Genomic DNA, 16,006 nt, shown 5'->3' on the forward strand with positions numbered 1-16,006 from the left:
TTTCATAGATAATGAGATATAATTATTAGAATGATTTGTTTTTAACAAAAAGTCGTATATTGTCTAAAATATATATAAAAAAGATGTATTATTTATTAGATATAAAAAATTCCAGTTTATGATTAAAATAAAAAGTCATGATTATTTATTTGCAAATAAAATTAGGAATATTTATTTTGAAATAAATTTAAGAATGTTCTTGTTATATTTATTATAAATAGATTTAAAAAAGTCAGGATTTTTATGAATATATTTAATAGATATAATTTATCACATAAATATAATCAATTTAAAAATATATAATCAATTTAATAATTATTTATACAATTGAAAGGCATATAATCAATTAAAAAAATTAAAAATTATGAAAATGAATATTTTTATAATATTCATTTATAAAAAAAATTTTATTATATATTATAATTAATTATTAGCTAATTTTTTTATTATTTAATTTATATTAGCTATTTCACGTCCATTCATAAGGATTAAACTCTGATGGAGGGATAAAAAGTATCTTAGCATAACTTTTTTTTAATAATTCCTTATTTAGATTTCCAATATCTTCAACATAAACTATTGCTAATATTCTACCATATTTATCTTTATTTTTAGCATCATCAATATCTAAATATATAGTTTTTCCAAGACACTTACTTTTAACAAAATCTGTTGCATTTTGATATCCTAATTCTCCTCTTTCAGGAGTATTTACCCCTACAAGCCGAATTCTTCCAACACCTCTAACATCTATGGTGTCCCCATCAATGACATGATCACAAAATCCTTTTGCATCATAATATTTTTTATAATTTTCTGAGTTAATTGAAATATTATTATTACTATTATTACTATTATTACTGTTAATATTACTATAACCATTATTATTATTATTATTATTATTATTATTTTTTGTATAATTTTGATTGTTTTGATTATTAAAAGAGTAATTAGAATTAATACTGTTTTCAGACCCTATTAAAACTTTTGTTCCAATTGTAAATAATGCAAATATTAATATTATTATCATTATTATTTTTTTGTTTCTTTTTTTCATTTTATCTATTAATTTACTTTATATATTATTTTTGTTAAATTAAATTTATTAAATATAAATTATATTTATAAAATACTAAAATATATTTATAAAATAAGATAATTATATTTGAATTAAAAACAATATACTTATTTATAATACATTGATTATATTTTTAATAGGATAATATAATAATGTTTAAAAACTTTGAGGAGTTTTTATGAAAAATAAATTGATTAATAATCCAAATATTAAATATGAAGCTATAAAACATCCTAAAATTAATGGTATTCAGATTATTAATGGTAAAAATAATTTTCCTATAAGTTGGCTAAATCAACAAGGTTATTGTGAGTATAGTTTATATCTTCAATATTTTAAAGGAATTAAAACAGCCCCAACTCAGGAAATGACTTTAGGAACAAGGGAACATCAAAAACTTGAAGATAAATTTAAAGAGGATGCTGTTCCAACAACTTTTGATGAAGTTTTAAAAACATCTATGGAGGAAGCAGCTATTTCAAGAGAATTTTTTGTTGTAGCTCCTGAATATGGTATTAGAGGCTTTATTGATGAAATTTGGATGACTCCTGATGAATTTGTTATCATAGATGATAAACCTGGAAAAATACCTTATCCCTCAACTATTAATCAAGTTTTAGCATATTCATTAGCTTTCAAGTCTATGATTAATAAGCTTTCAGAAAATCCCCAAACTACATTATTTTCTCCAAAAAAGGATAAAAGAAAGATAAAAGCAGCTTTACGTGAAAGAGGAACTGATAATATATTTTGGATAGATGAATTTGATGAAAATAATGAGAAAAAAATTAAATTTTTAGTGAACAGAATGCATGGTCTTTTTGAAGGTTCAAAACCATTTCTACCTACAAAAAATATTAATAAGTGTAATAAATGTAGATTTCAAAGTTATTGTGAACACTTTTAGTCTTTTGTTCTATTTTTTAATTATTTTGAGGGTTTTTTTATTCTTTTTATTTTATTATTCTTTTATTTTATTTGTTTTTTATTCCTATTTTTATATCTATTTTTATTCTTTATTTTTTATATTTTCTTCTGAGGTATAGCTTATAGATAATATAATACACTATTACAGCGATTATAATATATATCAAAATCCATCCCCAAAATCCAGGATCAAAACCCATGCCTGATCCATAGTTCATGCCATATGCCATTTTTATAACGTCCTTATTTTTATAAATTATTACAATTATATATGTTTTCTATACTCTATAAATTTTTACTATAAAAATTATATTTATTTAAGGATAGAATATTTAAAAATCATATGTCTGAAATCACATATTTAAAAATCTTTTTTATTTTCATTTTTTCCTATTAATATTAAAAACTAATGAAAAGAATACAATTAATAAGAGCATTTAAATACAACTAACAACATACTATATAATGTTATATTTAATTATATTTAATAGAAATAAATCATTAATTTTATATTTATTTTAACAATATTTTTTTAAGCATTTTTTCTATTTTTAATAAATTAATAATTTCTATTAATATCTATTAATTACAGCTATGTAATGGCTATTAATATTTATCAATAATTTCTATTATTAATATTTATAAATAACTTTTTATTAATATTAAATAAATAAAAGCTATTAATATGTGATATTTTACTAGTTTTTAGATTATTAATACTTAATATGAGACACATTCTTAATAGAATCATATGTTAGTTAGTATACTAATAAATATAGTAGTATATTAAATATAATAGTAAATATGCTGATAATATAAACAGAATACTATTAAATATACTTTATACTAAAATACTCTATACTAAAATATATGCTATTAAGTAATAGTATAAATATTATTAATAGTTTATACTTAAAATACTAAAATAATAATGTATGAATTAACACTGTATGAAATTATCATATAAATTAATGCAGTATAAAATACTGTATAAAAATGGTTTATTGTGTGTTAATTTATATTTTAATTATATTTATTTAATAAGGAAGATTATATGGAACAATTATCATTTTACAATTTTGATATATCAAAAGAAATTAAGAACGCAGTAAAAGACATGGGTTTTGAAGAACCTACACCAATTCAAGGTTTGACAATACCTGAAGCTTTAGAAGGTAAAGACATTATTGGACAGGCACAAACTGGTACTGGTAAAACAGTAGCTTTTGGAATACCTGTCTTAGAAAAGATTTTTGTTGAGGATAAAGCTCCTCAAGCTATTATTATATGTCCTACTCGTGAGTTAAGCTTACAAGTAGCTAAGGAAATAGGAAAATTATCTTCTTTTATGAAAAAATTACATGTACTTCCTGTATATGGGGGTCAACCTATAGGTAGGCAGATTAGGGCTCTTAAAAAAGGAGTTCATATAATTATTGGAACTCCAGGTCGTATAATTGATCATATTGAAAGAGGAACTTTGGATTTATCTGGAATAGAAACAGTTGTTTTAGATGAAGCTGATGAAATGTTAGATATGGGGTTTCGTGAGGATATTGAAAAAATATTAAAGAGAACTCCTAAAAATAGACAAACTTTACTTTTTTCAGCTACAATGCCAAGAGCTATAAAAAAGTTAACTCATAATTACCAAAAAAACCCTAAGCATTTAAGAGTAGCTCAACATCTTATAACTGCTCCTGAAATTGAACAGATATACTTTGAAGCAAGAGAAAAGATGAAACTTGAATTATTTTCTCGTTTAATGGATATCTACGATTTAAACTTAGTTTTAGTGTTTTGTAATACTAAAAGAAGAGTTGATCGCCTTGTAAGAGATTTAAAAAGTCGTGGATATGATGTTGATGGTATTCATGGAGATATGAGGCAAGCTCAAAGAGATAAGGTAATGAACAAGTTTAGAAAAGGGAAAATTGAAATTTTAGTAGCTACTGATGTTGCTGCAAGAGGTATTGATGTTCCTGATGTTGAAGCTGTTTTTAACTATGATGTACCTAATGACAATGAATATTATGTTCATAGAATTGGTAGAACTGGAAGAGCTGGTAAAACTGGTTATGCATTTACATTTGTAGCAGGTAAAGAAATATATAAACTTAGAGATATTCAAAAATACACAAAATCAAAGATTAAACAACAGAAAGTTCCTTCTTTAGATGATATTAGGGATATTAAAAATAATTTGATTTTAGATAAAATTAAAAAATCTATTGAAGAAAATAATCTTAATAAAGAAATTCATAGTGTTGAATCATTGATAGAAATAGGATATAATTCAATAGATATAGCTGCTGCTCTTTTAAAAATGAATAAAGAAAATTAATCAGTTTGAAAGATTAGTCAGTTTGATATTCTATTTTTATTAATTTTTTTAATTTTTTTTAAATAGAAAAGATAAAGGTAATAATAGAAAAGATAAAGATAAAAAAGGTAAAAATAGAAAAGATAAAAAGAAAAAATAATAGAAAAATAAATAAAAAAAGAATATTTATTTTTATTATATATTATTTATTCTATTACATTATTTTCTTATAAATTCTTTATTTTTATTATAATCTATTATTTTTCTTATTATTTGTTTCTTATTAGTTGTTTATATTATACAACATTTTAATATATATTACTTATTTTTCTTATATTCTTTCGAATAATAAGTCCATCATATCTTTAACTGTGTATGTATCTGGATATATGGCGTCTATTCCAAAGTTTTTGAGGGTTTTATTTGTAATTGGTCCTATTGCAACTGTTAAAACACTAGTTGATAATTTATTAACTAACTCGGGAATTTGTTCATCATTAGCTATCTTAAAAAGGTTTATCACTGTTAATGGGCTTGTAAATGTTATTGCATCAATTTCAGAGCTTAAAATTTTGCCAATTAAAACTTCAATTCTAACTGTATCGAGAGGAATTATTGATTCATAACTTTCGGCAAGTATGACATCAGCACCCATTTTTTCTAATCCTTCTGGAAGGGTTTCTCGTGCAGCTAATGTTCTTGGAAGTCCAATAAGGCTTTTTGTAATATTAATGTCTTTAAAGGATTCAAGAAGTCCTTCTGCAGTATAATTTTCAGGAACTAGATCTGTACCTAAACCATATTCATTAGCTAATTCTGCTGTTTTTTGTCCAATAGTTGCTATTTGGCAATTTTCATTTATTAATTCTCCAAAATTAGGATAAAATTTAAAAATTGATTCTATTGATGTTGGTGAAGTAAATATTAACCAATCTAAATCATCAGCTAATTCAATTAATGCTTTTAGAGATTCTGTATTGGTTAATTTTAATTCCAATGTTGGAGCTATAAATGGTGTTGCTCCATATGATTCTACAATGGATACGGCTTCATCTAATCTATTAAAAGGTCTTGTGATAGCCACTATTGTTTCTTTTTCACATTTTTTCATTTTTACATCTCCTTAATTTATTGGAAATAATATTATGAGATATCGATATTTGATGATTAATTTTATTTTAATGATTAATCTCATTATTTAATGATAGCCTATATGAAGAGTAATATTAGATTATTTTAGATTATTTAGATTTTAATCTAAATAATTCTATTTTAAATATTATTTTTGTCTTTAAAATCTTTTATTTCTTTGAAAATATTTATAACATTTCCAACAATTAATATTGCAGGAGTATTAATATCTTTTTGAGCTATATTTTCTAATTTTCCAAAAATAATTCTTTCATTAGGAAGTGTTCCATTTTCAATTATACAAGCAGGTGTTTCAGGGCTTTTATACTTCATCATTTCAGCAGTATTCTCTTCTATTTTTCCTATCCCCATTAAAACAATTATAGTATCGGCAGTATAATCCCATTTAACTTGTTTTTTATCTTTTGTAGGATCTTCATGACCAGTGACTACTGTGAATGATGTAGATACTCCTCTATGAGTGATTGGAAGGCCAACTCTTGTTGGAGCTCCGATAGCTGAAGTTACACCTGGAATGATTTCAAAAGAAATATTTTCATTTATAAGTTCTAATATTTCTTCTCCTCCTCTTCCAAATACAAATGGATCTCCTCCTTTGAGTCTAACAATTATCTTATTAGATTCATTTTTTGCTTCTTTAATAATAATATTATTAATTTCTTCTTGAGATTTATAATGCTCTCCAGCTTTTTTCCCAACATAAATTAATTTTGCATTAGGAGAATGTTGTAATATCTCTTCATTAGCTAATCTATCATATATAACAACATCTGCTCTGTTCAATGCTTTTATAGCTTTAAGTGTAATTAGTTCAGGGTCTCCAGGACCTGCTCCAACTAGATAAACAGTCATTTATTCACCTTGATAGTCAAATTTTTAATTTAAAATATTTTTTATAGTATAAACTACTAAGATTATATATTATTGATATTATAATTTACTAAAATTATATGCTATCTAAAATTCCTTTGAAAAAGTTTAATCCATCAGCAGAACCTAAAATTTCTTCTGATGCTCTTTCTGGATGTGGCATAACTGCACATACTAATCCAGATTCATCACAAACTCCAGTAATTCCTTCAATTGAACCATTTGGATTCTTATTAGAAAATTGTAGGACGATCTGATCTTGACTCTTTAGTGTATCAATATCTTGATTAAAATACCTTCCTTCAGCATGAGCTACTGGCATTTTAATAATTTCATTTTTCTTAAAATTATTAGTAAATGGAGTTCTTGTAGTAGATACTTTTAAATCAACCCATTCACAGTTGAACTTTGGATTTTCATTTACAGTAAATACTCCTGGAACAAGACCAATTTCAGCTAAAATCTGGGCCCCATTACATATTCCAAGAACTGGTTTTTCTTCTTTTACTAGAGATTTTATTCCATCTACTACTGGAGTAATAGAAGCTATTGCTCCTGCTCTTAAATAATCTCCATAAGAAAATCCTCCAGGTATTATTACTGCATCTAAGTAACTAAGATCTTTTTTATTCCACCATACATATTCTCCTTCACCACCAGCTAATTCAATTGCATGATAGACATCTCGATCACAGTTAGAACCTGGAAATCTTATTACTCCTATTTTCATTTCTTTTTACTCTCCATTAGCTATTTATAGTTATTTCATAATCATGAATTACAGGATTGCAAAGTAGCCTCTGACACATATCATCAACTTCTTCTAAAACCTTTTCTTCATTTTTTTCCTCTATTTGAAAAGTAATAATATCAATTGTGTCAGTATTTTTTACTTTATATCCAAGTAAATCTAGTGCTCTTTCTATTGTTGAACTTTCTGGATTTAACATTCCTTTTTTTAGTGAGATTTTAACTTCAACATTGAATATCATATTATCATAAATCCTTTATTAATATTCTAAAATTTCATAATAGTTGAGAATTATTGAATTCCCCATTTTTCTATATCTTTTTCATCAACAATCATGCTACAAACTTGGTCATAAATATCCATAACATTATCTTGACCTTGTCTAAATGAATCCTTATCTAAAGTTTCTAAGGTTTCTATATCCCAGTATCTACATGTATCTGGACTAATTTCATCTCCTAAAACAATATTTCCATCTTCATCTTTTCCAAATTCAAGCTTAAAATCTACTAATAATATTCCTTTTTCTTTTAAGAACCCACTTAAAATTTTATTTATTTTAAGAGTAATGCTTTTTATTTCATCTAATTCTTCTTGAGTAGCTATTCCAAGAGCAATAGTTATTTCATCATTTAACATAGGGTCATGATATTCATCATTTTTATAATCCATTTGTATAATGGGAGGATCTAGCTTTTGATTTTCTTCAAATGGAAATCTTTTTAGTAAACTTCCAGTAGCTATATTCCTAGCTATCACTTCAAGAGGAATCATTTCTAATTTTTTAGATAACATTGATCCGGTTTCAATCAATTGGATATATTGGGTTTTTACACTGTTTTCTTCTAATACTTCAAAAAGTTTTGAAGATATTAATGAATTGCAATGTCCTTTTCCTTTTAAATTATCTTTTTTTTCTCCATCTCCAGCTGTAATATCATCTCTAAAAGCAACAATAACTTCATTTTGTTTTTCAGTTTCATAAACATCTTTAGCTTTTCCAGCATAAATTAAATTTTTAGATTCACTCATAATAGACACCAGGAATAAGTATAATTATAATTTAAATTAAATATATTTATTATTAAATTTATATTAACTTCATCATCAATATTATCAATCTTATTATCAACCTTATTATTAATTTTTTTATTAATTTTTTTATTAGTTTTATTAAATAATAATTTTATTATATTTATTATTAACTTTATTATTAGTTTTATTATTAATTTTTATATAATTTCTTTTTTATATTATTTCTTACTTTTTCATTATTTTTTATTATAATTTTTTTAATATGATATTAACTATATATATTTAATTTTATTTAATTTTAATTACTTGCTATTAATTAATTATAGTAAGTTAATATAATATTATATTTTTTAATATAAAATTTTTAATATTATAAAATTTTTTTAATATAAAATTTTTTAATATTAATCTTTTATTATTAAATTTTTATTATTATACCTACTAATTTTATGTAATAATATTAGTTTATTAAAATATGTTTTCTATGTTCAATAACCTTGATTACAACTAATTTTTAATTATTTTAAAAATTAAATTATGAAATTTAATTTATTAACAAATTGTATTATATATTATTATCAATAAAACAAATAATGATAAATATTAATAATAGAAAATACTATTAATAATAGAAATATAACTATTAATCAAAATTAATTAAATAAATCAATATAATAAACATAAGTTATATTATCTAGTTTAGATATTAGCTAATATTTAAAAATCTTTATAAATTTTTAAAGATATCACTACTATATGCTTTAATTTATATATAATAAATATTATTAGTAAATTAATAAAATAACATTTAGATAAAAATAATATAATCAAAAATATAAAAAATATAACTAAAAAATATAACAAAAATGTAATTAAAAATTAGTTAAAAACATAATTAGAAATGTAGTTAAAAAATATAATAAAGTAAATTATATTAAAAATATCAATTAATAAAAATATTATAAAATATAATAGGATTATTCTATAAAGTTATTTAAAATTATTAAAATATAGTAGATTATAAAATTATAATAAATCATTTAAGATAAATAAATCATTTAAAGTATATATTATTTAAAATAATTTATTATTTTAAATAATAAATTATTTAAAATTTAAATTATAATCTAAAATATTATATCTAAAATCTTCATTAAGTTAAGGATGTTTATAATTATACACAATAAGATTATTACAAAGGGGTTAAAATATGTGCGGAATTGTTGGATGTGTATTAAAAAATAGAAAAGTAGCTCCAATTCTTTTAGAATCTATTGGTAAGCTTGAATATAGAGGTTATGATTCTGTGGGAATTTCAACAGTTGATCAAAATGGTATTCACTTAAAAAAAGGTTCTGGTAAAATTAAAGAGGTGAATGAAAAAATTGATCTTGGAGAACTACCTGGAACTACAGGAATAGCTCATGTTAGATGGGCAACTCATGGAATACCAAGCACAGAAAATTCACATCCCCACACTGATAATGAAGGGAATATATCAGTTGTTCACAATGGAATTATTGAAAATTTTAGTGAGATTAGAGAATCTCTTGAAAAAGAAGGTTATATATTCAAATCTCAAACAGATACTGAAATTATACCAATTTTAATTGAAAAAAATATGAATAAAGGGCTTAATTTAGAAGATGCAGTAAATGAATCTCTTAAAATTATAAAAGGATCTTATGCCATTGGGGTAATATCTAAAGATAATCCTAATGAAATAATAGGTGCAAGAAATGACAGTCCATTGATCATTGGTGTTGGAGACGGGGATTATTTCATTGCTTCTGATGCTACAGCTATTATAAATCATACTAAAAATGTTATTTATGTTGATAATGGGGAATTAGTCATTTTAAATAGTGAAGGTGTTGTTGTTAAAGATTCTAAGGGAAATGTAGTTGATAAGGATATTGATGTAATTGATTGGGATGCAGAAATGGCTCAAAAAGAAGGCTATGACTATTTCATGCTTAAAGAAATTCATGAACAAGATTCTGCTATTAGAGATACACTTTCTGAAAAAGATAAAATTGCTGAAATAATATCTAATTTAGATGGGATTAATAGAATTTGTTTTGTAGCTTGTGGTACTTCTTTTCATGCTTCATTAACTGGAAAATATTTAATTGAATCCATGTCAGGGATTTCTACTGATGTTATTCTTGCTTCAGAGTTTAAATATTCTGCTAATACTTTAGATGAAAATACTCTTGTTATTTTCATTAGCCAATCTGGTGAAACTGCAGATACTCTTAAAGCTTTAAAGGTAGCTAAAAAGACATCAAAAACTCTTGCAATTGTGAATGTACTTGGAAGTTCAGCAACTCGTGAAGCAGATTTTGTTATATATACTAGAGCAGGGCCTGAAATTGGTGTTGCTGCAACAAAAACATATATAAGTCAGTTAGTATGTATATATATGTTTGCAGCTATTTTAGCAGATAATAAAGAGCTTTTGAATACTTTAAACGAAGTTCCTGATTATATTTCTGAAGTTTTATCTAAAGAGGATGTTATAAAAGATATAGCTTCTAAATATAGTGATGTTAATGATTTTTTCTTCATTGGTCGAGGCTTATCCTATCCAACAGCATTAGAAGGGGCTCTTAAACTAAAAGAAATAACTTATATTCATGGAGAAGGATATGCTGCAGGAGAACTTAAACATGGTCCTTTAGCATTAATTGATGATGATGTTCCAGTTGTTGTTGTTTTACCTCCTGGAGATAATTATAAAAAAACTGTTAGCAACTTAGAAGAGGTTAAAGCTCGTGGAGCTCATGTAATAGTTATTGGTTCATGTGAAAACGATTTTATAAAAACAGAAGTTGAAGATTCATTTTGTATTAATGATAAAGTAAAAGAAATTATCGCACCACTTTTATATGTTATTCCTTTACAGTTATTATCTTATTATATTAGTGTAGAAAGAGGCTTAGATCCAGATAAACCTAAAAACTTAGCTAAATGTGTAACTGTTGAATAAAATACTAATATTTATTTTTAATTTTTGAATAAAATAGCTATTAGTAAATAGATTTAGCTTTAAAACTGAATTTAAGATTGTTTATAATTGAATTTAAGAATTCTTTCTTATTTGAATATTTTTTAAATTAAAGTAAGTTAATACTAATTTTATTTATCTTTTTTCATATTTTTACTTTTTTAATATTAAATGGATTAATAGTATTCTTATCATTTTATATACTATTAATAAAATTATTATTAATAAATCAGATGATTTTTATTTTTGTAGGTAATATTTATTTTTATATACTATTACTATTCGTATAGACAAATTAAATTTATAGGCTACTTTATTAAATTCATAGGTTATTTTTATAAATTCGAAAATTTAAGTTATGATCTGATATCACAATAAAAAAATATCACAAAAAATAATTTAGCTATTTAGTTCTAATTTTCAGTTGTATTTATATAATATTTTAAATAATAATATAATATAAAATATGAAAATTCATATATTTAATAAATATTGAGGAATTAAAATGCCGAAAACTGCAGGAATGATTCTTTGTGGTGGTTTTGGTAAGCGTCTGAGACCTATTACTGAAAAAATCCCAAAACCACTTGTTGAAATCAAAGAAGATTACACTATCTTAGATAAACAGCTGTTTGATTTTAAAAATGCTGGTGTTGAGGATGTTTATCTTTTAACTGGATTTTTAAATGAAAAAATAAAAGAAAGATTTGGTAATGAGTATAAAGGTGTTAATATTCATTATGTTATTGAGGATGAGCCTCTTGGAACTTTAAATGCAATTCGCCTTGGTATGGATGAAATTAAGAACGATTATGAACAATGTGTTATTCGTAATGGTGATGTTGTAGCTGATTTAAATCTTTCCAAGATGATTGAACAAGGTGAAAAGTCTGATTATCCATTTAACATTTTCATAACTCAAATGCAATCACCGTATGGAATTGTTGAAACAAATGGAGATAGATTAGTTTCATTTAAAGAGAAACCTCTTTTGGATTATTACATCAATGGAGGAGTTTATTTTTCCAAGGGAAAACTTGATTTTGGAGATTTTAAAACAGGTGATATAGAAAAAACACTTTTTCCTTTAATGGCAAAAGAAAACCAAGTTGGATATTATAAAGAAGATGGTTTATTTTGGATGGCGATAGACACTTCTAAAGAACTAGAAACAGTTAGACAAGAATATGAAAATCGTACTGATAAACCTTGGGGATATGAAAAAGTTCTAATCTATACAGAAAAATATTTAACTAAAGAACTCTTTATAAAAGAAGGATTTCAAACCAGCTTCCATTTTCATGAAAAAAAGGATGAAACCATGTATATAATCTCAGGTGCAGGTTATATAGAGTTTAATGATAAAAAAGAATACTTTGGCAAAAACGACACAATAAGAATAGAACCTCATATTGAACATTCTATCGTAGCTACTGAAAACACAGTACTCCACGAAGTTTCAACACCATTCTTAAACGATACCATAAGAATCAATGACTTTTATAATAGATAAAATTTCTTGCATTTATTAAAAAAACTTATAAAATTAAGTTAATAAAATATTATAATTTTAAAATTGAGATTTTCTGATAAATTAAGTTTATATTCATTGTTTTTCCATTTAAAATTATATGGTCTATATTGAAATGTTCTATAACATTTTAGATAGTATTACTGCACTATTTATAAATATTTTAAAATAATTAAAATAATAATATAATTGAAGTTTTAGTTCTAATTAGGAGTTAAAAATAAATGAATAAAAAAATAATGTCTTTTGCACAAGGAGAGGAAGATTTAATATTATTTAATTTTTTAGATGAAGTTGAAAAAGGTTTTTATGTTGATGTAGGTGCAAATGATCCTTGGGTTGGATCGGTTACTAAGCTTTTTTATGATTTGGGCTGGTCTGGTATTAATGTAGAACCTTTACCTGATATGTATGAAGAACTGTGTAAAGATAGATCAAGAGATATTAATGTTAATATGGGAGCAGGAAGTAATGAAGATGAATTAGTTTTGTATGTAGCTGGTGGGCTTTCTACTTTTGATAAAGATACTTCTGATAAAATGGTATTGGGAAGTGTTGAAAATAAGATTTCTGTAAAAATAAAAACATTAACAGACATTATTCTTGAAAATATTGATATAAATAATACTGAAATTCATTTTTGTAAAATTGATGTTGAAAACTTTGAGAAAGAAGTATTATTAGGGATTGATTTTAATTTAATCCGACCTTGGATATTTTGTATTGAATCAACAGAACCATATACTAACATAAATACCCATGATCAGTGGGAAAATATTCTATTTGATAATGATTATTATTTACTTACTCATGAGGGTGTTAATCGATATTATGCTGATAAAAGTAAAAAGAAATTATTTGAAAATAAAAAAACTGAAGATTTAAATGAGAAATATGATATATTCATAGCTTTAGAGAAAAAAAGTAAGCTTTATAATATTATTAACTTTGTTAGAAAGAATTTAATCTTTTTTACAGATTTGTATTATAAAATTAGGTTTATGAAATTTTAATATTCTTCATTCATTTTTAAGAAGTATATTCTGAAGAAGTATATTAAGAAGTATATTCTTAATAAATATATTCTTAATAAATATATTTGATTATTGTTAGTAAATTATTTGTGAATACTTAAAATTTTTAAATAAATGAATAATTTAAGCATAAGGGATACTATGAAAGTATTACATTTAACAACTTTTAAGAAGTGTGGTATTGCAGATTATTTTAATTATTTGATAAAAGAAATTGACAACATTGGAAATGGGGAAATAGTAAATGATGTTTTTCCTGTAGATGTTGATTGGCAAAAAAAATCCAATTTTAATCAAGTTAGTGATTACTATAATGAATTTGTTAAAAAGTCTGAAAATTATGATTTAATTCATATTCAACATGAATATCATAATTTTACAGGAAATTATCCTAAATTAAAGAGTTTAAAATTATTTAATAATATTCTAGAGAAATTAAAAAGTAAAAATGTAATTGTTACATTTCATTCTAATCCTTTGCCTATTATTCATAATAGAGTACTTAGTCCAATTTTTAAAAATTATAGTTATAGTCAATTTTTTAAAAATGGAAATATGAAAGCTTTAGTTCACAATACTATTTCAAAAGAAATGTATTTAAAAAGTGGCTTTGATTTAAATTCAATTATAACTATATTTCATCCAACACCAAATATAATAGAAGAATATCCTGAAAAAAATATGGCCTTAAAAGATGAAATATATCGTAAACTTAATTTGAATAATGATTCAATTGTTTTATCGATTGTAGGATTTATTCATAAATATAAGGGCTATGATGATATAATTAAATTATTAACTATACTTCCTGATAATTATAAACTTATTATACTTGGAGATAAACATCCTAGAGGTACAGATAGTTATTATAATAAATTATTAAATAATATCAGTAAGAATTCTTTAGAAAATAGAGTTTTTATTACAGGCTATTATGATGAAAAAGATTTATCAACATTCTGTGATTTAATAGATATTTTTTTAGCTCCTTATTCAAGTAAATTCACTTCGGGATCAGGTGCTATACAAATAGGTGTTCAATCAAAAAAACCAACTATTGCCTATGATATTGAATCATTTAAAGATCTTAATAAAGAATTTGAACCTATATGTCTTGTGAAAGAAGGAAATATTGGAGAATTAAAAGATAAAATAATAAAAATTGCTGATAATAATGAATTAAAAGATTATTATATTGATCAGGCGAAAAAATATCTTTTAGATAATTCTTACTATAGATTAGCAAAACAAACTATTGAAATTTATAATGATTTTATGGAATAATTATTATTCTTAAGCTTTTTAGATGATAGTTATAAGATATTAAATCTTTTATTTTATTATTTTGGAGGATGGAAATGGAAAACAATGGGAATATCACAATTTATGTTATAAGTCATAATATTGAGAGTATTAAAATGGCTAAAAATGATGATTTATACACTCCTTTGTTTGTTGGTGCAGAAAAAAAAGATACTCTTGGATTTTTGGCAGATAATACTGGTGATAATATATCTAATAAAAATAAGGATTATGCCGAGTTAACTGGATTTTATTGGATGTGTAAAAATTCTAAAAGTGAGATTATAGGTTTAAATCATTATAGAAGATACTTATCTAAATCTAAATTTGGTAAATTGTTAAATTATGAGGATATAACTTATTTTTTAAAAGAACATGATTTAATAATACCTAAAATATATAAGAATCTTGATTCTTTATCTAACTATGAAAATTTCACAGTTCTTAACATTAATGACCCTTTTGTTTTTGCTTATGATACTACTCGTGAAATTATTAGAGAAAAAACCCCTGAATATTTGGATGCATTTGATTATGTAATGAAAAGTAATCTCACAACCCATAGTAATATTTTCATTGGACATAAAGAGTTAATGAATAGATATGCTGATTGGATTTTTCCTTTGCTTTTTGAGCTTGAAAACAGAATTAATCTCAATGATTATCCTCCAAGACTAATGGGATATTTAACTGAAATATATTTTCAAGTATGGATAAAACATTTAGATTTAAAAGTTAAAGAAGTTGAACCTAAATTTATTGGATTTAATTTGAATTTAAGCAAGTTCCTTGCGAAAAACCCACTTATAAGAAAATTTTATGAAGTTTTTATTATTCCTTATAAGAAAAAGAGATATATAACAAATTATAAAAAATATTAATAATTTGTATATTAATCATTTAAATAATGAATTATTAGATTTAAATAATTAGGTTTGAATATGATAAAATTAATCAATTTAGAATCTAATCGAAATTTTTTTAGCATATTAA

14 protein-coding genes are annotated in these 16,006 nt (G+C 23.5%); 7 read left to right on the plus strand and 7 right to left on the minus strand.

Annotated elements, in window-relative coordinates; all coding sequences use genetic code 11:
• Positions 1-469: 469 nt before the first annotated feature.
• A complete protein-coding gene (locus MarbSA_RS10475; RefSeq protein WP_348531743.1) occupies positions 470-832 on the minus strand; it encodes a thermonuclease family protein in 363 nt (120 codons plus the stop codon).
• Between the two features lie 424 nt (positions 833-1,256).
• Here MarbSA_RS10475 and MarbSA_RS09980 point away from each other — a divergent pair, with 424 nt between their 5' ends.
• The gene (locus tag MarbSA_RS09980; protein ID WP_221061543.1) at positions 1,257-1,985 is read left to right on the plus strand and encodes a CRISPR-associated protein Cas4; all 729 of its coding nucleotides are present in this window, start codon (positions 1,257-1,259) and stop codon (positions 1,983-1,985) included.
• Between the two features lie 109 nt (positions 1,986-2,094).
• Here the strand turns inward: MarbSA_RS09980 and MarbSA_RS09985 are convergent, their stop codons facing one another.
• Positions 2,095-2,235 carry a hypothetical protein gene (locus MarbSA_RS09985; protein ID WP_221061544.1) on the minus strand — a complete coding sequence of 47 codons (141 nt, stop codon included), beginning with the start codon at positions 2,233-2,235 and terminating at the stop codon, positions 2,095-2,097.
• A gap of 824 nt (positions 2,236-3,059) precedes the next feature.
• Between MarbSA_RS09985 and MarbSA_RS09990 the strand changes: the two genes are divergently transcribed.
• Positions 3,060-4,349 carry a DEAD/DEAH box helicase gene (locus MarbSA_RS09990; protein WP_052332184.1) on the plus strand — a complete coding sequence of 430 codons (1,290 nt, stop codon included), beginning with the start codon at positions 3,060-3,062 and terminating at the stop codon, positions 4,347-4,349.
• A 310-nt stretch (positions 4,350-4,659) separates the two neighbouring features.
• Here MarbSA_RS09990 and MarbSA_RS09995 read toward each other — a convergent pair whose 3' ends face one another.
• From MarbSA_RS09995 to purC, 5 genes are all read right to left on the minus strand, one after another.
• On the minus strand, positions 4,660-5,439 hold the full coding sequence (locus tag MarbSA_RS09995) for a uroporphyrinogen-III synthase (protein ID WP_042703650.1): 780 nt from the start codon (positions 5,437-5,439) through the stop codon (positions 4,660-4,662).
• 161 nt (positions 5,440-5,600) lie between these two features.
• Positions 5,601-6,332: a uroporphyrinogen-III C-methyltransferase gene (gene cobA, locus MarbSA_RS10000; RefSeq protein WP_221061545.1), complete on the minus strand. Its 732-nt coding sequence runs from the start codon at positions 6,330-6,332 to the stop codon at positions 5,601-5,603.
• A gap of 94 nt (positions 6,333-6,426) precedes the next feature.
• Positions 6,427-7,080: a phosphoribosylformylglycinamidine synthase subunit PurQ gene (purQ, locus tag MarbSA_RS10005; protein ID WP_054835543.1), complete on the minus strand. Its 654-nt coding sequence runs from the start codon at positions 7,078-7,080 to the stop codon at positions 6,427-6,429.
• Between the two features lie 16 nt (positions 7,081-7,096).
• A complete protein-coding gene (gene purS, locus MarbSA_RS10010; RefSeq protein ID WP_042703656.1) occupies positions 7,097-7,342 on the minus strand; it encodes a phosphoribosylformylglycinamidine synthase subunit PurS in 246 nt (81 codons plus the stop codon).
• 50 nt (positions 7,343-7,392) lie between these two features.
• Complete coding sequence (gene purC / locus MarbSA_RS10015; RefSeq protein WP_054835544.1) at positions 7,393-8,133, minus strand: phosphoribosylaminoimidazolesuccinocarboxamide synthase; 741 nt, start codon at positions 8,131-8,133, stop codon at positions 7,393-7,395.
• A gap of 1,213 nt (positions 8,134-9,346) precedes the next feature.
• On the opposite strand from purC, the gene glmS reads away from it, so the two are divergent.
• The 5 genes from glmS to MarbSA_RS10040 all read left to right on the plus strand — a co-directional run bounded on the left by glmS (position 9,347) and on the right by MarbSA_RS10040 (position 15,894).
• Positions 9,347-11,128, plus strand: coding sequence for a glutamine--fructose-6-phosphate transaminase (isomerizing) (glmS, locus tag MarbSA_RS10020; RefSeq protein ID WP_221061546.1), 1,782 nt, complete (start codon positions 9,347-9,349; stop codon positions 11,126-11,128).
• A 523-nt stretch (positions 11,129-11,651) separates the two neighbouring features.
• Positions 11,652-12,659, plus strand: a complete 1,008-nt coding sequence (locus MarbSA_RS10025; protein ID WP_221061547.1) for a sugar phosphate nucleotidyltransferase — start codon at positions 11,652-11,654, stop codon at positions 12,657-12,659.
• Between the two features lie 242 nt (positions 12,660-12,901).
• Positions 12,902-13,690, plus strand: coding sequence for an FkbM family methyltransferase (locus MarbSA_RS10030; protein WP_052332185.1), 789 nt, complete (start codon positions 12,902-12,904; stop codon positions 13,688-13,690).
• 162 nt (positions 13,691-13,852) lie between these two features.
• The gene (locus tag MarbSA_RS10035) at positions 13,853-14,995 is read left to right on the plus strand and encodes a glycosyltransferase (RefSeq protein ID WP_221061548.1); all 1,143 of its coding nucleotides are present in this window, start codon (positions 13,853-13,855) and stop codon (positions 14,993-14,995) included.
• 68 nt (positions 14,996-15,063) lie between these two features.
• Positions 15,064-15,894, plus strand: coding sequence for a DUF4422 domain-containing protein (locus MarbSA_RS10040; protein ID WP_221061549.1), 831 nt, complete (start codon positions 15,064-15,066; stop codon positions 15,892-15,894).
• Positions 15,895-16,006: the final 112 nt, after the last annotated feature.

The organism is Methanobrevibacter arboriphilus, from assembly GCF_019669925.1.
GTDB classification, from domain to species: Archaea; Methanobacteriota; Methanobacteria; order Methanobacteriales; family Methanobacteriaceae; genus Methanobinarius; species Methanobinarius arboriphilus_A.